This window comes from Aquipuribacter nitratireducens (assembly GCF_037860835.1).
Classification (GTDB): Bacteria; Actinomycetota; Actinomycetes; order Actinomycetales; family JBBAYJ01; genus Aquipuribacter; species Aquipuribacter nitratireducens.
This window is the reverse complement of the sequence record NZ_JBBEOG010000008.1, coordinates 24400-42780: the sequence shown is the minus strand read 5'-3', so window position 1 is coordinate 42780 and position 18381 is coordinate 24400. Positions and strand designations below refer to the sequence as shown.

25 protein-coding genes are annotated in these 18381 nt (G+C 75.5%); 16 read left to right on the top strand and 9 right to left on the bottom strand.

Translation table 11 applies throughout. The annotated features are described in order from the left end of the window. The first annotated feature begins 60 nt into the window (after positions 1–60). From WAB14_RS14450 to WAB14_RS14425, 6 genes are all read left to right on the top strand, one after another. Positions 61–525 carry a gamma-glutamylcyclotransferase family protein gene (locus tag WAB14_RS14450; RefSeq protein WP_340270821.1) on the top strand — a complete coding sequence of 155 codons (465 nt, stop codon included), beginning with the start codon at positions 61–63 and terminating at the stop codon, positions 523–525. A 79-nt stretch (positions 526–604) separates the two neighbouring features. Continuing rightward, a complete protein-coding gene (gene gndA, locus WAB14_RS14445) occupies positions 605–2047 on the top strand; it encodes an NADP-dependent phosphogluconate dehydrogenase (protein ID WP_340270820.1) in 1443 nt (480 codons plus the stop codon). A 1-nt stretch (position 2048) separates the two neighbouring features. Then, a complete protein-coding gene (locus WAB14_RS14440) occupies positions 2049–2819 on the top strand; it encodes a DsbA family protein (protein ID WP_340270819.1) in 771 nt (256 codons plus the stop codon). A gap of 3 nt (positions 2820–2822) precedes the next feature. Continuing rightward, positions 2823–4073 carry an amidohydrolase gene (locus tag WAB14_RS14435; RefSeq protein WP_340270818.1) on the top strand — a complete coding sequence of 417 codons (1251 nt, stop codon included), beginning with the start codon at positions 2823–2825 and terminating at the stop codon, positions 4071–4073. Further along, entirely contained in the window at positions 4064–4429 is a 366-nt protein-coding gene (locus tag WAB14_RS14430) for a CrcB family protein (RefSeq protein WP_340270817.1), read from the top strand. The genes WAB14_RS14435 and WAB14_RS14430 overlap by 10 nt, the downstream gene beginning before the upstream one ends. Beyond that, a complete protein-coding gene (locus WAB14_RS14425) occupies positions 4426–4857 on the top strand; it encodes a CrcB family protein (protein ID WP_340270816.1) in 432 nt (143 codons plus the stop codon). Before WAB14_RS14430 ends, WAB14_RS14425 begins: the two co-directional genes overlap by 4 nt. An 11-nt stretch (positions 4858–4868) precedes the next feature. Here WAB14_RS14425 and WAB14_RS14420 read toward each other — a convergent pair whose 3' ends face one another. Continuing rightward, positions 4869–5654: a uracil-DNA glycosylase gene (locus tag WAB14_RS14420; protein ID WP_340270815.1), complete on the bottom strand. Its 786-nt coding sequence runs from the start codon at positions 5652–5654 to the stop codon at positions 4869–4871. A 75-nt stretch (positions 5655–5729) separates the two neighbouring features. Here WAB14_RS14420 and WAB14_RS14415 point away from each other — a divergent pair, with 75 nt between their 5' ends. The 3 genes from WAB14_RS14415 to WAB14_RS14405 all read left to right on the top strand — a co-directional run bounded on the left by WAB14_RS14415 (position 5730) and on the right by WAB14_RS14405 (position 7196). Continuing rightward, positions 5730–6176: a DUF6992 family protein gene (locus tag WAB14_RS14415; protein ID WP_340270814.1), complete on the top strand. Its 447-nt coding sequence runs from the start codon at positions 5730–5732 to the stop codon at positions 6174–6176. A gap of 68 nt (positions 6177–6244) precedes the next feature. After that, positions 6245–6541 carry a DUF3263 domain-containing protein gene (locus tag WAB14_RS14410; protein WP_340270813.1) on the top strand — a complete coding sequence of 99 codons (297 nt, stop codon included), beginning with the start codon at positions 6245–6247 and terminating at the stop codon, positions 6539–6541. Between the two features lie 28 nt (positions 6542–6569). Further along, positions 6570–7196, top strand: a complete 627-nt coding sequence (locus tag WAB14_RS14405) for a LytR C-terminal domain-containing protein (RefSeq protein WP_340270812.1) — start codon at positions 6570–6572, stop codon at positions 7194–7196. Here the strand turns inward: WAB14_RS14405 and WAB14_RS14400 are convergent. Beyond that, positions 7132–7602, bottom strand: a complete 471-nt coding sequence (locus WAB14_RS14400) for a hypothetical protein (protein WP_340270811.1) — start codon at positions 7600–7602, stop codon at positions 7132–7134. The genes WAB14_RS14405 and WAB14_RS14400 overlap by 65 nt on opposite strands. 345 nt (positions 7603–7947) lie before the next feature. Here WAB14_RS14400 and WAB14_RS14395 point away from each other — a divergent pair, with 345 nt between their 5' ends. Next, entirely contained in the window at positions 7948–8151 is a 204-nt protein-coding gene (locus WAB14_RS14395) for a cold-shock protein (RefSeq protein WP_336922595.1), read from the top strand. 114 nt (positions 8152–8265) lie between these two features. On the opposite strand, the gene WAB14_RS14390 is transcribed toward WAB14_RS14395, so the two are convergent. From WAB14_RS14390 to WAB14_RS14380, 3 genes are all read right to left on the bottom strand, one after another. Then, positions 8266–8871, bottom strand: a complete 606-nt coding sequence (locus WAB14_RS14390; RefSeq protein WP_340270808.1) for a type 1 glutamine amidotransferase domain-containing protein — start codon at positions 8869–8871, stop codon at positions 8266–8268. Continuing rightward, on the bottom strand, positions 8868–9050 hold the full coding sequence (locus WAB14_RS14385; RefSeq protein WP_340270807.1) for a hypothetical protein: 183 nt from the start codon (positions 9048–9050) through the stop codon (positions 8868–8870). Before WAB14_RS14385 ends, WAB14_RS14390 begins: the two co-directional genes overlap by 4 nt. 111 nt (positions 9051–9161) lie before the next feature. After that, positions 9162–9314 (bottom strand): hypothetical protein, encoded by a 153-nt coding sequence (locus WAB14_RS14380; protein ID WP_340270806.1) that lies wholly within the window; start codon positions 9312–9314, stop codon positions 9162–9164. A 317-nt stretch (positions 9315–9631) separates the two neighbouring features. On the opposite strand from WAB14_RS14380, the gene groL reads away from it, so the two are divergent. Further along, positions 9632–11257, top strand: a complete 1626-nt coding sequence (groL, locus tag WAB14_RS14375) for a chaperonin GroEL (RefSeq protein WP_340270804.1) — start codon at positions 9632–9634, stop codon at positions 11255–11257. A gap of 71 nt (positions 11258–11328) precedes the next feature. On the opposite strand, the gene WAB14_RS14370 is transcribed toward groL, so the two are convergent. Further along, entirely contained in the window at positions 11329–12789 is a 1461-nt protein-coding gene (locus tag WAB14_RS14370) for a GAF domain-containing sensor histidine kinase (RefSeq protein ID WP_340270802.1), read from the bottom strand. Between the two features lie 68 nt (positions 12790–12857). Here WAB14_RS14370 and WAB14_RS14365 point away from each other — a divergent pair, with 68 nt between their 5' ends. Together WAB14_RS14365 and WAB14_RS14360 are read left to right on the top strand one after the other, a co-directional pair. Beyond that, positions 12858–13499, top strand: coding sequence for a hypothetical protein (locus WAB14_RS14365; RefSeq protein WP_340270800.1), 642 nt, complete (start codon positions 12858–12860; stop codon positions 13497–13499). A 94-nt stretch (positions 13500–13593) separates the two neighbouring features. Next, positions 13594–13899 (top strand): hypothetical protein, encoded by a 306-nt coding sequence (locus WAB14_RS14360; protein WP_340270799.1) that lies wholly within the window; start codon positions 13594–13596, stop codon positions 13897–13899. Positions 13900–13968: 69 nt separating this feature from the next. Here WAB14_RS14360 and WAB14_RS14355 read toward each other — a convergent pair whose 3' ends face one another. Further along, entirely contained in the window at positions 13969–14451 is a 483-nt protein-coding gene (locus tag WAB14_RS14355) for a hypothetical protein (protein WP_340270798.1), read from the bottom strand. A 110-nt stretch (positions 14452–14561) separates the two neighbouring features. On the opposite strand from WAB14_RS14355, the gene WAB14_RS14350 reads away from it, so the two are divergent. Together WAB14_RS14350 and WAB14_RS14345 are read left to right on the top strand one after the other, a co-directional pair. Continuing rightward, positions 14562–15020 carry a molybdenum cofactor biosynthesis protein MoaE gene (locus WAB14_RS14350; protein WP_340270796.1) on the top strand — a complete coding sequence of 153 codons (459 nt, stop codon included), beginning with the start codon at positions 14562–14564 and terminating at the stop codon, positions 15018–15020. Beyond that, positions 15017–15595, top strand: a complete 579-nt coding sequence (locus tag WAB14_RS14345; RefSeq protein WP_340270795.1) for an RBBP9/YdeN family alpha/beta hydrolase — start codon at positions 15017–15019, stop codon at positions 15593–15595. Before WAB14_RS14350 ends, WAB14_RS14345 begins: the two co-directional genes overlap by 4 nt. Here WAB14_RS14345 and WAB14_RS14340 read toward each other — a convergent pair. Together WAB14_RS14340 and moaA are read right to left on the bottom strand one after the other, a co-directional pair. Beyond that, entirely contained in the window at positions 15582–15872 is a 291-nt protein-coding gene (locus tag WAB14_RS14340; protein WP_340270794.1) for a MoaD/ThiS family protein, read from the bottom strand. The genes WAB14_RS14345 and WAB14_RS14340 overlap by 14 nt on opposite strands. Beyond that, complete coding sequence (gene moaA / locus WAB14_RS14335; protein ID WP_377002457.1) at positions 15865–16950, bottom strand: GTP 3',8-cyclase MoaA; 1086 nt, start codon at positions 16948–16950, stop codon at positions 15865–15867. The genes WAB14_RS14340 and moaA overlap by 8 nt, the downstream gene beginning before the upstream one ends. Positions 16951–17009: 59 nt before the next feature. Between moaA and WAB14_RS14330 the strand changes: the two genes are divergently transcribed. Beyond that, the gene (locus WAB14_RS14330; RefSeq protein WP_340270793.1) at positions 17010–18371 is read left to right on the top strand and encodes a GH1 family beta-glucosidase; all 1362 of its coding nucleotides are present in this window, start codon (positions 17010–17012) and stop codon (positions 18369–18371) included. The last annotated feature ends 10 nt before the right edge of the window (positions 18372–18381 follow it).

The following is an 18381-nucleotide window of genomic DNA, read 5'->3' as shown; positions in this document are numbered from 1 at the left end:
GGGTGGCGGGCAGGTCCGGCCCAGCCTCGCAGCGCACGGCCTCCCTGGCACGCTGGTGCCGTGACCCGGGTCCCCCACCCGCCGGCGGTGGCCGACCGCGCCGTGCCGCTCGTCCTCGCCGTCTACGGCACCCTGCGGCGCGGCTGCCGCAACGCGGGGCTGCTCGCGGGGGCCCGGCACGTGGCCGACGGCCACCTGCGCGGGGCGCTGCACGAGGTGAGCGCCCCGCTCGGGCGCGCCTACGGCTACCCGCTGCTCGTCGTCCCCGGCACGCACCTGGTCCGCGTGGAGGCCTACGAGGTGGGCGACCCGGCCGCGCTCGACGCGCTCGACGCGCTCGAGGCCTTCGACCCCGCGGACCCCGCCGGCTCGGAGTACGTCCGGGTCCTCGTCCCTCTGTTCGACGAGACCGGGCACCCGACAGGCCTCGACGTGCAGACCTACGCCTACGCGGGTGCCGTCGAGGGCGTCGGCGCGCTCGTGCCCGGCGGGGACTGGGTCCGGCACGCCGGCGACCTCGCCTGACTCCCGGGTGCACCTCGCCGTCGGGCAGCCGGGTGGGACCGCCCGGCATGTCGCGGCCCGCACGCGGTAGGAATGGGGCATGAGCGCACGCGCGGACGTCGGAGTCGTCGGGCTGGCCGTGATGGGCAGCAACCTCGCGCGGAACCTCGCGCGGCACGGGCACACGGTCGCCCTCTACAACCGCAGCCCCGAGAAGACGCGCGCGCTCGTCGCGGAGCACGGTGACGAGGGCGAGTTCGTCCCGAGCGAGTCCCTCGAGGACTTCGTCGCGTCCCTCACGACACCACGCGTCGTCATCTCCATGGTCCAGGCGGGTGCGGGCACGGACGCGGTCGTCGACGCGGTCGCCGACCTCCTCGAGCCCGGCGACATGGTCGTCGACGGCGGGAACGCCCTCTTCGGCGACACCATCCGGCGCACCCAGGCGCTGGCCGCGCGGAAGCTCCACTTCGTCGGGGCCGGGGTCAGCGGCGGCGAGGAGGGCGCGCTGAACGGCCCCTCGATCATGGTCGGCGGCTCGGAGGCCGCCTACGAGACGCTCGGACCGATCGTCGAGAGCATCGCGGCGCAGGTCGACGGCACGCCGTGCGCCGCCCACCTCGGCACCGACGGCGCCGGCCACTTCGTCAAGATGGTCCACAACGGCATCGAGTACGCCGACATGCAGCTCATCGGCGAGGCGTACGACCTGCTCCGCCACGTCGTGGGGCTGTCGCCCGCGGAGATCGCCGACGTGTTCCGCGAGTGGAACACCGGCGAGCTCGACTCGTTCCTCATCGAGATCACCGCCGAGGTCCTCGCGCACGTCGACGGGGCGACCGGTCAGCCGTTCGCGGACGTCGTCCTGGACGAGGCCGGCATGAAGGGCACGGGCACGTGGACGGTGCAGACCGCGCTGAGCCTCGGCACGCCCGTGAGCGGGATCGCGGAGGCCGTCTTCGCCCGCGCCCTGTCGAGCCACCGCGAGACCCGGGACGCCGTGCAGGCCGCCTTCGGGGTGTCGTCGGGTTCCGCGACCCCCGTGCCCGACGACGTGCCGGGCTTCGTCGAGGCGGTCCGCCGCGCGCTGTACGCCTCGAAGATCGTGAGCTACGCGCAGGGCTTCGACATGCTGTCGGCGGGTGCCGCCGAGCACGGCTGGGACCTCGACATGGGGACGATCGCGCGGATCTGGCGCGGGGGCTGCATCATCCGGGCCCGCTTCCTCGACCGGATCACCGACGCCTACCGCGAGCACCCGGGGCTCGTCAGCCTCCTCACCGCGCCCGTGTTCCACGAGGCGCTCGACGGCGCCGGGGACGCGTGGCGGGACGTCGTCGCCGCCGCCGTCCGCGCCGGGGTGCCGGTGCCCGGCTTCTCCGCCGCGCTCGCGGCGTTCGACGGGGCCCGCCGCGACCGGCTGCCCGCCGCTCTCGTCCAGGGGCAGCGCGACCTGTTCGGCGCCCACACGTACCGCCGAGTCGACCGTGAGGGCTCCTTCCACGTGCTGTGGGGCGAGGACCGCCGCGAGGTGCGGGCCTGACATGGCCCGCAACCTCGACCCGCACCAGCGCGACGCCCGCTTGCAGGAGATCCGCCGGCAGAACGAGGCGGACCGGCGCCGCGCGCGCCTGCTGTACGGCGTGGCGATCGGGGTCGTCGTCGCGCTGGTCGCCGTCGTGGTGGTCGCCGTCGTCCTCTCCGGAGGCGGTGGTGACGACGAGGTCGCCTACCCGGAGGGCACGACGCTGACGAGCCCCGACGACCCCGCGAGCGGCGGGTTCCTCGTGGGGGAGCCGGGCGAGGTCGAGGTCGTCGTGTACGAGGACTACCAGTGCCCGTTCTGCCGGGACCTGGAGGAGGAGTCCGGGGAGCTCCTCCGCGAGCTGGCGGCCGGCACGGACGCCTCGCTCGTCCGGCGCCCGGTCGCGATCCTCGACCGCGTGAGCGACGGCTACTCCAGCCGTGCCGCCGCCGCCGCCGCGTGCGTCGGGGAGGCCGACCCGGACGCGCTCGAGGCGTGGGGCGCGCAGGTGTTCGCCGAGCAGCCCGCCGAGGGCGGGGCCGGGCTGCCCGACGAGCGGCTCGTCGCAATCGCGTCGGAGGCCGGGGTCGACGTCGGGCAGTGCGTCGAGGAGGGCCGCTACCTCGGCTGGGCCACCGCCACCACCGAGGCCGCCGCAGCCGAGCTCGACCGCCTCAGCACCCCCACCGTCCTCGTCGACGGCGAGCGCGTCACCGGCGCGGACGGCGGCTACCCGTCCCCGGACGACCTGCGGGCCGCGGTCGACGCCGCGCTCGGCGCGCAGGGCTGAGCGGTGGCGACGGAGGGGTTCACAGGCCCGCCGGTCGGAGCCGGGCGGGACGTCGCGCTCGTCGGTGGTCGGGTCGTGCCCGTGGCCGGCGACGTCGTCGAGCGCGGCACGGTCCTCGTGCGCGACGGGGCCGTGGTCGCGGTGGGCCGGGTCGACGACGTCCCGGTGCCCGAGGGGGTGCCGGTGCACGACACGAGCGGTCGCTGGGTCCTGCCGGGCTTCGTCGAGGCGCACGCCCACCTCGGCGTGCTCGAGGACGGCGAGGACTGGCCGGGTCGGGACCACAACGAGACGACCGACCCGAACACGGCTCGGCTCCGGGCCCTCGACGCCGTCAACCCCGCCGACGTCGCCTTCGTCGACGCGCTCGGTGGCGGCGTGACGACCGTCGTCGTCAAGCCCGGCTCGGCCAACGTCGTCGGCGGCCGCACGGCGGCGCTCAAGACGTGGGGCCGCACCGCGGACGACATGCTCCTCAAGGAGCCGGCGAGCATCAAGAGCGCGCTCGGAGAGAACCCGAAGCGCGTGTACTCCGACCAGCGACGGCTCCCCAGCACCCGCATGGGGGTGGCGGCCGTGCTCCGCGACGCGTTCTCCCGTGCCCGCTACCACCGCCTCCAGCAGGAGCAGGCCCGGGAGAAGGGCGAGATCGGTCCGCCGCCGGACCCGACGAGCGAGACGCTCCTCCTCGCCCTCGACGGCGTGGTCCCGTGGAGCCAGCACGCCCACCGCCGCGACGACATCGCGACCGCCGTGCGGCTCGCCCGCGAGCACGGCTACCGCCTCGTCCTCAACCACGCCACCGAGGGCCACATGGTCGCCGCGGAGCTCGCCGCGGCGGGGGTGCCGTGCGTCGTCGGGCCCACGCTCGGCTCACGGGGCAAGGTCGAGCTGCGGCACCGGACGCTGCGCACCCCGGCGCTGCTCGCCGCCGCCGGCGTGGAGGTCGCCCTCACGACCGACCACCCCGTGGTGCCCATCGCGTTCCTCGTGCACCAGGCGACGTTCGCGGTCAAGGAGGGCCTCGACCGCGACGTCGCGCTGCGGGCGATCACGGTGAACCCGGCCCGCTTCCTCGGCCTCGACGACCGGGTGGGGTCGCTGCGACCTGGGCTGGACGGCGACGTCGTCGTGTGGGACGGGGACCCCCTCGACGTCATGAGCCGGGCCCTCACGACGTACGTCCAGGGGCGGCGCGTCTACGACTTCGACGTCGAGCGCATGGTGGGCCGCGCCGCCGACCCGTGGGGCTGAGGGGCCGCCTGCTGCTCGCCGTCGGCGCGGGCGGCGCCGCCGGCGGCCTCGCGCGGGTCGCGGCCGAGCTCGCCGCCTCCGTGCTCCCCGGTCTGCCGCACTGGGCGGCCCTCGTCGGGGTGAACGTCCTCGGCTGCCTCCTCGTCGGCTGGGGCACCGCCCGCGGCGGGCGGTGGGCGAGCCCCGTCGTGACGACCGGCGTCCTCGGCGGCTTCACGTCGTTCTCCGGCTGGGTCCTCGACGTGCTCCAGCTCGTGCAGCCCGCACCGCTGCTCGCGCTCCTGCTGCTGCTCACGGTGCCGGTCGCGTGCGTCGCGGCGTGCCTCGTGGGGCTGCTGCTGGGGGAGCGAGGGTGAGCGGGGCCGTGCTCGTGCAGGTCGTGCTCCTCGCACTGGGGGCGGGCGCCGGCGCGGCCCTTCGCCTGCTCGTGGTCGCCCGGGCGGGCGCCTCCCACCACCACCTCGTCCGGGCGCTCGGCACGGCGTGGGTCAACGTCCCCGCGTCCACGGTCGCCGGGCTCGCCCTCGCGTGGCTCGTCGTCGGGGCGGGCGGCGCGCCGTTCGGCGCGACGTGGTCCGCGTCGGCGCTCGTCGCGGCCGCGGCGCTCGGCGTCTGCGGCGGGCTGTCGACCTGGTCCTCCCTCGCGCTGGAGGTGGCGGGGGCGGTGCGTGCGGGTGACTCCGCCCTGCTGCGCACCCAGGCCGCGGGCGTCGGGCTCGGCGTCGTCGGGGGCGTGGTCGGGGTCGGCGCCGGGGTGCTGCTCGCCGGCCTGACCGGCGTGTGACGGGCGGGCGGTCAGCGGGCCGGGTGGGGCGGCTCGCCCTCGAGCCGCCAGTCCACCGCCGCAGCCCCCTGCTCGCGCAGGGCGGCGTCGACCCGGCTGAAGGGCCGCGACCCGAAGAAGCCGTTCGCGGCCGACATGGGGCTCGGGTGCGCGCTCTCGACGAGGGGCACCCCGGGCAGCAGCGGCGCCAGCGCCCGCGCGTCCCGGCCCCACAGGACGGCGACGAGCGGCCCGCCGCGCGTCGCGAGCGCACGGATGGCCGCCTCGGTCACCGTCTCCCAGCCACGCCCCCGGTGGGAGCCGGGTCGCCCGGGCGACACGGTGAGCACCCGGTTGAGCAGGAGCACGCCCTGCTGCGCCCACGCCGTGAGGTCGCCGTGCGGCGGGGGCGGCAGACCGAGGTCGGACTGCCGCTCGCGGAAGACGTTCTGCAGGCTGCGGGGGAGCGGGCGCACGTCCGGCGCGACGGAGAACGACAGCCCCACCGCGTGCCCCGGCGTCGGGTACGGGTCCTGCCCCACGACGAGCACCCGGACGGCGTCCAGCGGTGTCGTGAAGGCGCGCAGGACCCGCGACCCCGCGGGCAGGTAGCCCCGGCCCGCCGCCACCTCCTCCCGCAGGAAGCGGCCGAGCCTCGCGACGGTCCCGGCGTGCGGCGCGAGGGCGTCCGCCCACGACGGGTCGACGAGCTCGTGGAGCGGCCGCGTGGACGGCTCGGGGTCGTCGCGCCGCGCCCCGTCGTCGCGCCGCGCCCCGTCGTCGCGCCGCGCCCCGTCGTCGCGCCGCGTCTCTGCCACGCGCCGATCCTGCCGCACGCCCCGCCGCGCGCACGCCCGATGGCGTGGCCGCACGAGGACACCCACCATGGTCCGGTGGTCGCCCCCGCAGCCGGAGCCGCCGCCGCGTCGCGGCTCCTCGCGGTGCGCCGGGGGGTCGCCCTCGCGCTCACGACCTGGTCCTCCGCCTCCCTCGGGGCGGCGGGCCTGCTCGCCGTGCTCGGGCGTCGTCGGCCCCGGCTCCGCGGCGCCGCGCGGCAGACGGCGGCGTGGGGCGCCGTCGACCTCGCGATCGCCGTCGCGGCGCACCGGGGCGCGGAGGCCCCCGTCGAGGACCCGGTCGAGGCCACGCGGGCGCTGCGCCGGCTCCTGCTCCTCAACGCCGGGCTCGACGTCGGGTACGTCGCCGCCGGCCTGCTGCTGGCCCGCCGCGGCCGGGTGCGCGGTCGGGACGTCGTCGGGGACGGCGCCGCCGTCGTCGTGCAGGGGGCGTTCCTGCTCGCGCTCGACACCGTCGCCGCGTCGCGCCTGCGGCTGCCCTGACGCGTCACGCGTGCCCGTCCGGCGTGCCTGCCCGGCGGTGGGGCGCGGGCCGGTTAGCGTCGTCCGCCGTGAGCCCGTCGCCCGACGACCCGGCGCCCGTCGACGGTCTGAGCCCCCAGGACCTCGCGGTCCTCGACCTCGAGCGTCAGTGGTGGAAGCACCCTGGGTCGAAGGACGAGGCGGTGCGCGCCCGGTTCGGTTGCAGCCCGACGCGCTACTACCAGCTGCTCGACGCCCTCCTCGACCGCGAGGCGGCGCTGCGGCACGACCCGGTCCTCGTGGCGCGGCTGCGCCGGACGCGCAGCGGGTCGCGGCGGGTACGCACGGCGCGCCGCCTCGACCTGTCGGACGCGGCCGGTCGCTGACGCGCACCGGCGGTACCCTCAGCGGCCGATGGACGACCTCGCCGTGCCCCAGCACCACCGTTCCGGCGCCCACCGGGCACGCCGCAACTCACTTCCCGCCGTCCTGCTGTCGCTGGTCCTCGTCGCCGTCGTCTCCGGCGGTCTGCTGTGGGCGCTGCTGACGTTCGGCGTGCTCGGTGCCCAGGACCCGGCGGGCGGTCCGGTCGCGGCCCCCACCGACGCCGGCAGCGCCCCGGCCACGCAGCCGGCGGACGCGGCGAGCCCCGGGAGCAGCGCCGACCCCGGAGCGGAGCCGGGCACGCAGCCCAGCGTCCCCCCGAGCGCGGGGCCGACCGCCGAGCCGACCGTCGGACCCGGCCCGGAGCCGAGTCCCGAGCCGACGGTCGACCGCTCCGTCGGGGTGGACGTGCTGAACTCGACGGACACGGTGGGTCTCGCGGCCGGTGCCGCCGCCGCCCTCGAGGAGCTGGGATGGGCGGTCGGCGAGGTGACGAACTTCGACGGCGACGAGATCCCGACGACCGTCCTCCACCCGACCGAGGACCTCGCCGCGACCGCCGACGCGCTCGTCGCCGACCTCGGGACCGGTGTCACGCAGCTGTCGGCCGACGTCGACGTCGTGACGGTCGTGCTCGGCCCCGACTACCCCGGCTGAGCGCCGGCAGCCGGGCGGGTGCGCCCCGGACCAGCGAGACCAGCGCCGGTCCCAGCGGCCGCGGGGGGTTCTCCCGGTACCCGCCGTCGGCCAGGCCCGCCGCCCGCTCGAAGTGGTTGGCGGAGTGCCGGTCGCCCGTCCGCAGCCACGACCACACGGTCGCGGCAGCGTAGGCGGGCAGGAACCCGACCGGGCCGCCCCACCGGGCCCACTGCGCGGCGTGGCGCGCCTCGTGGTCCAGCAGCGCGGGCCACCGGCGGGCGACGTCCGCGAGCGTGCGCAGGCCGGGGCCCTCGCGGACCAGCACCACCTCGCCGACGGTCACCGCCGCGGCGCCCGTGACGGGGAAGCGGCGCGGGTAGCCGGGCGCGACGAGCAGCCCGTGCGGTCCCGGTACGAGCGTCACGCCCCTCCGCCGTGCGAGCCACGCGCCGATCGCCGTGGCGCCCGAGCGGGCGTTGGCGCGCCGACGACGTGCGAGCGACCCGGCCCCGGGCCCCTCCACGGGCACCGCGCGCGGACGGGCGTGTCCACCATCCGGGCGCTGCACGCGCACATGGTGCACCGGGCGGGTGCTGTCCGACTACGCTGGCGGGTGGTTGAGCACGACGGCCCGCACGGGTACGAGGAAGACGGCACCGCTCCGGGGCTGACGACCGTTTCGCGTGAGACCCGGCTCCCCGGTCCCGGGGTGCCGACGACCCGGGTACGCCCGGGGCCGCGCAGCGGCACCATCAGCAACAGGAGCACCATGGCACAGGGCACGGTCAAGTGGTTCAACGCCGAGAAGGGCTTCGGCTTCATCACGGTCGACGGTGGCGGGGCTGACGTCTTCGTCCACTGGTCGGCGATCCAGGCGCAGGGTTACAAGTCCCTCGACGAGGGTCAGCGCGTGGAGTTCGAGGTGGGCCAGGGCCAGAAGGGCCCGCAGGCGGAGTCCGTCCGCCCGCTCTGAGGCGTGGACCGGCCCCGGCCGGTCCGACACCGCACCTTGACGACGAGAAGGGGCGCCACCCGCGAGGGTGGCGCCCCTTCTCATGTCCGGACGGGGTGAGTGGCCCGGGTGGCCTCAGCGGTCCCCCGCGAGCAGGTCGGCGCCCTGCGCGACCGAGCCGTTGTCCTCCAGGGCGTCCTCGAGGCGACCGTCGAGGAGCTCGACGACGGCCTCGCAGAAGGCGGGGAGGTCGCTGGGGTTGCGGCTGGTGACGAGCGGGCCCGCGCCGGCGCGGTCGACGACGAGCTCGGAGTCGACCCACTCGGCCCCGGCGTTCGTGAGGTCGGTGCGGAGGCTCGGCCACGACGTGAGGCGCCGCCCCACGAGCTGACCGGTCTCCACGAGCGTCCACGGCGCGTGGCAGATGGCGGCGACGGGGGTGCCGGACTCCATGGCGGCGCGGACGAAGCGGACCGCGGACTCGTCCGTGCGGAGCGCGTCCGGGTTGGCCACGCCGCCCGGCAGGACGACGGCGGCGAACTCGGCGGCGTCGGCGTCGCTGACCACCTGGTCGACCGGGAACGTGTCCGCCTTGTCGAGGTGGTCGAACGCCTGCACCTCACCGCTCCGGGTGCTGAGCAGGACCGGTGAGTGCCCGGCCTGCTCGACGGCCTTCCACGGCTCGGTGAGCTCGACCTGCTCGATGCCCTCGTGCGCGACGAGGAACGCGACCGAGCTCATGCGGCGACCCCGTGCGTGGAGGTGGGGGCGGGCGCGGCGTCGACGGGCCTGCGGACGCCGCGGGCGGCGCTGCGGTGGCGGGCGGGTGCCTTGAGGAGGGTGTCCTCCACCCGGTCCATGCCGAGCACGAGGCCGAGCGCGGCGACCGGGACGAGGAGGAGTGCGAGCAGGAGGGTCATCGGGAAGTGGGCTCCGTGGCGAGGTGGGAGGTCGTGCGTGCGGGCCGGCGGGCGGTCCGGGCGGAGCGCCCGCCGGCGTGGCCGGTCGCGCGGGACGCGACCGGCGAGGGGTCAGACCTTGGAGCGGCCGCGCCCGATCAGGATTCCGACGAGGCCGACGACGAGCACGATGACGCCGATCCAGATGAGGATGTCGCCGACGCCACCGAAACCGACGATGGCGAGGATGACGCCGACGACGATGAGGATGAGCCAGAGAGGCATGTCCAGTCCTTCCGTGGGGGAGCGGGGGGTCTCCGCTGCGAGTGGCGTACCCCCGCCCCGGTCCCCCGAAACCTCGCAGCAGGGCCACGACGGGTGCCCGTGACGCCGGGGGTTTGCACTCTCACCCCGAGAGTGCCAATAATTGCGGCTGGCACTCTCATGCCGGGAGTGACAACAGACCACGGGGCCCACCGGGCCCCGGGACCGGCAGGCGAGGGCAGGCTCCGTCCGGGACGTGACCGGCGGGGCGTGCCCGTCCGTCGCGGGCGTCGACCGGTCCGACTGCCACCCACCGTGTGCGGAGGGATCACCACCCAATGGCCAAGATCATTGCGTTCGACGAGGAGGCCCGTCGCGGTCTCGAGCGGGGGATGAACACCCTCGCCGACGCCGTCAAGGTCACGCTCGGCCCCAAGGGCCGCAACGTCGTCCTCGAGAAGAAGTGGGGCGCCCCCACGATCACGAACGACGGCGTCTCGATCGCCAAGGAGATCGAGCTCGACGACCCGTACGAGAAGATCGGTGCGGAGCTCGTCAAGGAGGTCGCGAAGAAGACGGACGACGTCGCCGGTGACGGCACGACGACCGCGACCGTCCTCGCCCAGGCGCTGGTCCGCGAGGGCCTGCGCAACGTCGCCGCGGGTGCGAACCCGATGGCGCTCAAGCGCGGCATCGAGAAGGCCACCGCGGCCGTCTCCGACAAGCTGCTCAGCATGGCCAAGGACGTCGAGACGAAGGAGCAGATCGCGTCGACCGCCTCGATCTCCGCCGCCGACACCCAGATCGGCGAGATGATCGCCGAGGCCATGGACAAGGTCGGCAAGGAGGGCGTCATCACGGTCGAGGAGTCGCAGACCTTCGGCCTGGAGCTCGAGCTCACCGAGGGCATGCGCTTCGACAAGGGCTACATCTCGCCCTACTTCGCGACCGACACCGAGCGCATGGAGGCCGTGCTCGAGGACCCGTACGTCCTCGTCGTGAACTCCAAGATCTCGACGGTCAAGGACCTCCTCCCGCTGCTGGAGAAGGTCATGCAGTCGGGCAAGCCGCTGTTCGTCATCGCCGAGGACGTCGAGGGCGAGGCCCTCGCGACGCTCGTCGTCAACAAGATCCGCGGCACCTTCAAGTCCGCGGCCGTCAAGGCCCCCGGCTTCGGCGACCGCCGCAAGGCTATGCTGCAGGACATCGCGATCCTCACCGGCGGGCAGGTCATCTCCGAGGAGGTCGGTCTCAAGCTGGAGAACGCGACCCTCGACCTGCTCGGTCGTGCGCGCAAGGTCGTCGTCACGAAGGACGAGACCACGATCGTCGAGGGCGCCGGCGAGTCCGACGCCATCGCCGGGCGGGTCAACCAGATCCGCACGGAGATCGAGAACAGCGACTCCGACTACGACCGCGAGAAGCTGCAGGAGCGCCTCGCCAAGCTCGCCGGCGGCGTCGCCGTCATCAAGGCGGGCGCGGCCACCGAGGTCGAGCTCAAGGAGCGCAAGCACCGCATCGAGGACGCCGTCCGCAACGCGAAGGCGGCCGTCGAGGAGGGCATCGTCCCCGGTGGTGGCGTCGCGCTCGTCAACGCCCTGCCGGCCCTCGACTCCGTCGACGTCACCGGCGACGAGGCGACCGGGGCGAACATCGTCCGCGTCGCGCTCGAGGCCCCGCTCAAGCAGATCGCGGTCAACGCCGGTCTCGAGGGCGGCGTCGTGGCGGAGAAGGTCAAGGGCCTGTCCGCGGGTCACGGCCTCAACGCGGCCACCGGCGAGTACGTCGACATGGTCGCCACCGGCATCGTCGAGCCCGCTAAGGTGACGCGCTCGGCGCTGCAGAACGCCGCGAGCATCGCGGCGCTGTTCCTCACCACCGAGGCGGTCGTCGCCGACAAGCCGGAGAAGGCCCCCGCGGCCGCCGGCGCCGGTGACGGCGGCATGGGCGGCATGGACTTCTGAGTCCCGTCCCCACGCACCACCTCTGAGTCACCACCACGAAGGCCCCCGGGTTCGCCCGGGGGCCTTCGTCGTCAGCGCGTCGGGGTCCGCGCGGTGGGCACGTCCCTGACGGCCGGGGAGGCGGGGCTCGCCGGTGGTGCCGTCGCGCCGGACAGCGGCGCCGCCTCGTCGAGGGGGACCGTCGCCGAGACGACGGTTCCACCCGCCGGCCGGGCGGCCACCGAGACGCGGCCGCCCAGTGCCGCGAAGCGGTCATGCATCCCCGCCAGTCCGTGCCCGGCGCGGGAGGCGACGCCGCCGGGGCCGAGGCCGACGCCGTCGTCGGCCACGGTGATGACGAGGCCCCCGTCGCGGCGGGCCAGCTCGACCTCCACCCGCGCTGCGCGCGCGTGCTTGAGCGTGTTCGCGAGGGCCTCGGCGACCATGAAGTAGCAGGCGGCCTCCACCGCCTCACCCAGGCGCACCGTGCGCAGCGTCGGGTCGGCGCGCAGCTCCACCGGGACCGGGTGCCGCGCGGTCAGGGACTCAACCGCGCTCAGGAGGCCCTTGTCCGACAGCAGGCTCGGGTGGATGCCCCGGGCCAGGTCGCGCAGGTCGCCGAGGACCCGGGCGAGACCGGTGCCGAGCAGCCGGAGGTCGTCGGCGTGACCGTTGACATCGGGGGACGTCGCCCGGATCTGGCCGGCGAGGCCGATGAGGGCGACCAGGTCCTGCTGCACCCCGTCGTGGATGTTGCGCTCGATACGACGGCGTTCTGCTTCCTGGGCCTTGACCAGGCGCGTCCGGGAGGCGGCGAGCTCCGCCGCGTGGGAGGCCAGGTGCTCGGTCAGCCGGACGTTGCGCACGGCGAGCGCCGCCTGGCGGGCGAAGGTCGCCACGACCGTGCGGTCCTCGGCGGTCCACCCGCCGGCACGCTTCGGTCCGCAGGCGACGACGCCCAGCAGCTCGCCGTCGAGCACCACCGGCACGACGAGCTCGGCGTCGGGTGCCTCCGTCACGTCGAGGCGGACCTCGACCCAGGTGAGGTCGAGTCCGGTCCGCAGAGTCGAGCCGATACGCGGGATCAGGGACTCCAGCTCGAACGTCCCGGCCAGCGTGGCACCGAGGTCGGCGATCGCTCGCGCGGGGTCGGTACGGTGCCCGAAGACCCAGCGGTCCGCCAGGTGCTCGAGCCGGGTTCTCGCGGGCTGGAACAGCAGGGCCGCCGCCAGACCGGTCGCGACCGCCCACGGCACCGGCAGGTAGCGACCGGCCGCCGTGCCGACGACCGTCGCCACGCCGACGTACGCGCCGGTGATGGCCAGCCACAGGGCGCCGTAGACGATGGTGCGCCGCAGCACCACATCGACGTCGACGCCCTCGGGTCGAAGCAGCCCGAGCGTCACCGATGTCATGATCAGGCTCGTCACGCCGGCCCACAGCAGCCAGACGACCACCCTGCCCAGGTCCTCGGAGCCGAGCAGGAGCTCCGTGGCGATGCCGGGTGGCACGAGCACCACCGGCACGAGGAGCCAGCGCATGCGTCGTCGCACGGCCCCGGTCCCGCCTCGCTCCGGCGCCTGGTGTCGTGGTCGCAGCGAACGGACCGAAGGGACCAGCCATGACGCGCTCCGCAGCCACCCCGCTGGACGACACCGACCGCCGGCACGTACGGCTCGCCGTGTGGCTCATGCTCGCGGCGGCAGTCGTCGCCCTCCTCGGCATCTTCGGCTTCGGTGGTCTGACCGGGGCCGGGGACTACTTCGACGAGGATCCGGCGGTCAGCGAGGCCGCCGTGCGTGACCACTACTGGCAGATCTGGGGGATCCTGCTGCCCATCGGAGCGGCCGTCCTGGCCTCGGGGGCCGGACTGTTCCTGCTTGCGGGCGTCCTGGCTCGGATCGGGTCCGGCTGGCCGGCCGGGGTGGCACGAGTGGTGAGGTGGCTGGTCCTGCCGCTGTGCGTCCTCGCGGCCGTGCCGTACCTGCTCGGGCCGGGCACCACCGCGCCGGGGTGGCTGGGGCCGCTCACCGCGATCTCCGGTATGGCCTCCTACGCCGCCACGGCCACGCTGGGCGTCGCCGTCCTGCGGCTGCCCCTGCCGAGCTGGACCGGCGTCGCACTGATCGTCGGGGTCGTGCTGGCGGCCGTCAGCTTCCTGCCGCTCTTCGTCTTCGTCGGGACCCTGGTCGGCGGGCTGGGCCTCCTGCGCTGGCACGCGAGGAACGCCGCGCTGCCGTCGATGCCGCGGGCAGGAGCCTGAGCCGAGCCCCCGGGGGCGACGCCGGTGGCCGCATCGCCCTCCCGACGGCGGCACCTGGTTCGCCCGGAGGCCGTCGTCGTGGTCGGATGGCGGCATGAGCGACCAGACCGGCGAGCCCCTGGTGGGTCAGCACCTCGACGACCCGGACGCCCCCCTCGCGACGTCGGGCGCCGTCCCCGACACCCCGCACCCGCACGGGCCGGGCCACGACCCGGTGCTCGACGAGGTCGAGTCCCACGTCGACCCCGCCGTCGCCGCCCTCGTCCACGAGGTGCGCGACCGCTTCGGCGCACGCGGGCTGCGCGACGCCATCACCCTCGCGACGTACGAGCTCGAGATCGCCGAGCAGGCGGTCGCGTCCCTGTCCCCGGAGCCCGAACCGGAGCAGCCGCGGGCCTGAGTCCGGCCTCACACGCCGACGGGCGGCCGGACCCGTGGTCCGACCGCCCGTCCCCGCGAGCGGGTGGGCTCAGAAGTCCCAGTAGGAGATGTCGGCGCTGCCGACCGGTGCCCCGGAGAGCGACGTGTCGCCCGCGATCGCGGTCGACGCCGTGTCGTTGAGGACGAGCGTCAGCCCGTCGAGGTCGAACAGGTCGAGGCGACCGAGCGAGGCGTCGGCGGTCGACACGTCGGCGCTCACCGTCCCGGCGCCCAGGTCGATCCAGAAGTTGCGCAGCGTGAGCTCGCCGCTGGCGGGGGTGTCGATCGTGATGCCGCCGACGTGCTTGATCAGGCCCGACGACGGGTTCCCGACGATGCCGAACTCGGGGGCGCCGTCGCCGTCGCGGTCGGTGAACGGCTTCTCGACCCCGACGAGCAGGCTCGCCAGCGTGGCGTTGGGCACGATCTCGGCCGCGCCCCGGCTGTTGGGGGCGGCTGCGGCGGGGACGCTCACGGCCGCGAGCGCTGCAGCGGCGGTGAGGGCGAGGGTCGTGGTGACGGAACGGCGCATGGAGTCCTCCGTGGTCTCGGGGTCTGTCACTGCCGGTGGCCCGTCGTCGGACCACCTACCCGCCCTACCGCCGTGGGTGGGGAAACGGATGCAGCCGTACGATCACCGCCGTGGGAGTCGCCTGCCGTGTCGTGCGCGCCGAGGTGTCGGAGCAGCCGATCGGCGCCGCGGACCTCGCCGACCTGGTCGCCGGGCCGGGAGCCGGGGCCGTCGTGACGTTCGACGGCGTCGTCCGCGACCACGACACCCCGGGCCGTGGTCGTGTGACGCTGCTGGACTACGAGGCGCACCCCAGCGCCGACGACGTGGTGGGTGCCGTCGCCGCGGGCGTGGCGGCGGCGTCGGGGGCGAGCGCGCTCGCCGTCGTGCACCGGGTGGGGCCGCTGCGCGTCGGCGACTGCGCCCTCGCCGTCGCGGTGGCCGCCGCGCACCGCGGCGAGGCGTTCGCCACGGCCGCTCGGCTCGTCGACGTCGTGAAGGCCGAGCTGCCGGTGTGGAAGCACCAGCACTTCGCCGACGGCAGCGACGAGTGGGTGGGGCTCGGCGGTCTCGACACCACACCCGGATGAGAGCCCTCGTCCTGCACGGCTGGCAGAACCACCGCCCCGCCGGGCACTGGCAGGCGCACCTCGCGCGCCGGCTCGCCGACGCGGGCCACGACGTCGCGTACCCGCAGCTGCCCCGTGCCGACACCCCCGACGTCGACCGCTGGCTCGAGGTGCTCGAGCGCCACCTCGTCGAGGGGACCGTCGACCTCGTCGTGTGCCACAGCCTCGCGTGCCTGCTGTGGGTGAGGGCCGTCGAGACCGGGCTCGTCGGGGGCGCGACGGTCGTCGGTCGCCTCGTCCTCGTCGCGCCCGTCGCGACGGCCGTCGTGCTGGGCCACCCGGAGATCGCGGCGTTCGCCCCGAGCGGGCCGTGGCCGGACCTCGCCCCGGGCTCCCGGCACCGGCCGTGCCTCGTCCGCTCCGACGACGACCCCTACAGCCCGCACGGGCTCGCGGCGGAGCTCGCCCAGCAGAGCACCGTCGACGAGGTCGTGCTGCCCGGCCAGGCCCACCTCGACCTCACCGCCGGCTACGGGGCCTGGCCCTCCCTCGAGCGGTGGTGCCTCACAGGGAGCGGTGCGATCAGCCCCCGCTGAAGGGCGGCAGGACGTCGAGACCCGTGGCCGCACCCACCTGGTCCTCGCGGCGCGCGGCCGTGCCGTCGAGCAGGAACGAGCACGCCGGCAGCACGCGGGCCAGAGCGGGCCGGGTCGCGGCGAGCCGGTCGAGGACCTCCGCGAGGGGCGCGCCCGGGTCCGCGGCCACCGTCTCCTCGCGCGTGCCCGCGGCGGCCCGTGCTCCCGCGAAGTAGCGGACGGCGAGCCGTCCGGTGCCGTCGGCCACCACCGGGTCTGCCTCCACCGGGTCAGCCACCGATCGCGCTCATGGGACGGTCGGGCCGCACGAACGACGGGTCGTCGATGCCGTGCCCGGCGCGCTTGGCCCACATGTCCCCGCGCCACGCCTCGGCGAGGGTCTCGTCGTCGGCGCCGCCGCGCAGCAGCCCTCGCAGGTCGGTGCCGTGGGCGGCGAACAGGCAGTTGCGGACCTGGCCGTCCGCCGTCAGGCGCACCCGGTCGCAGTCGCCGCAGAACGGCCGCGTGACGCTCGCGATGACCCCGACCGTGCCGAGCCGACGGCCTCCCTCCTCGACGTACCACCGCTCGGCGGGGGCGCTGCCGCGGGCGCCCACGGGGGCGAGGCGGAAGACCGCGCGCAGCCGCCCGAGGACCTCCTCCGCCGTCACCATCGCGCTGCGGTCCCAGTCGCCGTGCGCGTCCAGCGGCATGTGCTCGATGACCCGCAGCTCGACGCCCAGGGCGCAGGCCCAGCGGACGAGCTCGGGGGTCTCGTCGTCGTTGACGCCGCGCACGACCAGCGCGTTGACCTTGACCGGGTCGAGCCCGTGCGTGAGGGCCGCGTCGATCCCCCGCAGCACGGCGGCGAGGCGGTCGCGGTGCGTGATGCGCTCGTAGCGCCCGCGGTCGAGCGTGTCGAGGCTCACCGTCACCCGGTCGAGCCCGGCCGCCGCCAGGCGGGCCGCCCGGCGGTCGAGGCCGACGCCGTTCGTCGTGAGGGCCGTCCGCACGCGCCGGCCGTCCGGGGTGCGCAGCGCCGCGGTGCCGGCCACCAGCTCGGGCAGGTCCTGCCGCAGCAGCGGCTCGCCCCCGGTGAAGCGGACCTCGTCGACCCCGAGGCGCTCGACGGCGACACGGACCAGGCGCAGCGTCTCCTCCGCCTGCAGCAGCTGCGGGTCCGGCAGCCACGGCAGGCCCTCGGGGGGCATGCAGTAGGAGCAGCGCAGGTTGCAGCGGTCGGTGAGCGACACCCGCAGGTCGCGGGCGCGCCGGCCCCAGCGGTCGACGAGGCCCGGGTCGTCGGCCGGTCGGGGCGCCGCGCCGGTCGCGTCCGGCCGCGGCACGACCGGGATGCCGAGGGCCACCGTGCTCACCGGCCAAGGGTAGGTCGTGGACCCGACAGCCGCGCGCGCCCGTCGCTACAGTCGCGGCCATGGCCGACCTGCCGCAGACGTTCGTGTGGGGGGCCGCCACCGCCTCCTTCCAGATCGAGGGCGACCGCGCGGGGCGCGGCGACACCGTGTGGGACGCCTTCGCGCAGGTGCCCGGCGCAGTCGCCGACGGCACCGACGGCGACGTCACGTGCGACCACATCCACCGCTACCGCGAGGACGTCGCCCTGCTTCGCGACCTCGGCGTCGATGCCTACCGGTTCTCCGTGGCGTGGGCGCGGGTGCAGCCCACGGGTCGCGGGGACTTCTCCGCCGACGGGCTGGGCTTCTACGACCGGCTCGTCGACGAGCTGCTCGGTGCGGGCGTCGAGCCGTGGGTGACGCTCTACCACTGGGACCTCCCGCTGGAGCTGCAGCTGGCGGGCGGGTGGGCCTCGCGCCGCACCGTCGACCACTTCGTCGAGTACGCCCTCACGGTGCAGGAGGCCCTGGGGGACCGCGTGAAGCGGTGGGCCACCCACAACGAGCCGTGGTGCGCGGCGTGGCTGGGGCACGGCAACGGCGTGCACGCTCCGGGCGTGCGCGACCACGCCCTCGCCGCCCGCGTCACCCACCACCTGCTGCTGTCGCACGGGCGGGCCGTGGCGGCGATGCGGCAGCAGGACCCCGACGCCGCCTACGGGATCGTCCTCAACCTCGACAACGTCCGTGCCGCGGACGACGCGGCCGTCACCCGCGACGCGCTCCCCGCGTACGACGCCCTCCGCAACCGGGTGTGGCTCGACCCGCTCGCCGGCCGCGGCTACCCCGCCGACGCCCTCGAGCTGCTCCACCCCCACCTCGACGGTGCGGTCGAGCCCGGCGACCTCGACCAGGTGGCCACGCCGACGGACTGGCTCGGCCTCAACTACTACAACGACGCCGTGTTCGAGGCCGGCGAGGGTGCCGTGCCCACCGTCGAGCTCCTCCAGCCCGGGCTCGAGCTCGTGCGGCAGGCCGACCCGGGCGCCGACGCCACGGCCATGGGCTGGCCGATCACCCCGGACGGCTTCACCGACGTGCTCGTCCGGCTGCAGGAGGAGTACGCCGGGCTCGGCCCGTTCGTCGTCACGGAGAACGGGTCGGCGTGGGACGACGACCCGACGCCCGGCCCGGACGGCGTGGTCGAGGACCCTCGACGTGTGGCGTACCTCCACGCCCACCTCGAGGCCCTCGACGAGGCCCGGCGGCGGGGGGTCGACGTCCGCGGCTACTTCGCGTGGTCGCTGCTCGACAACTTCGAGTGGGCGCTCGGGCTCAGCAAGCGATTCGGGCTCGTCCGGGTCGACTTCGACACCCTCGAGCGCACCCCGAAGCGCAGCTACCTCGCCTACCGCGACGCCGTCGCCGCCCGCCGCGGCTGAGCCGCGCGGG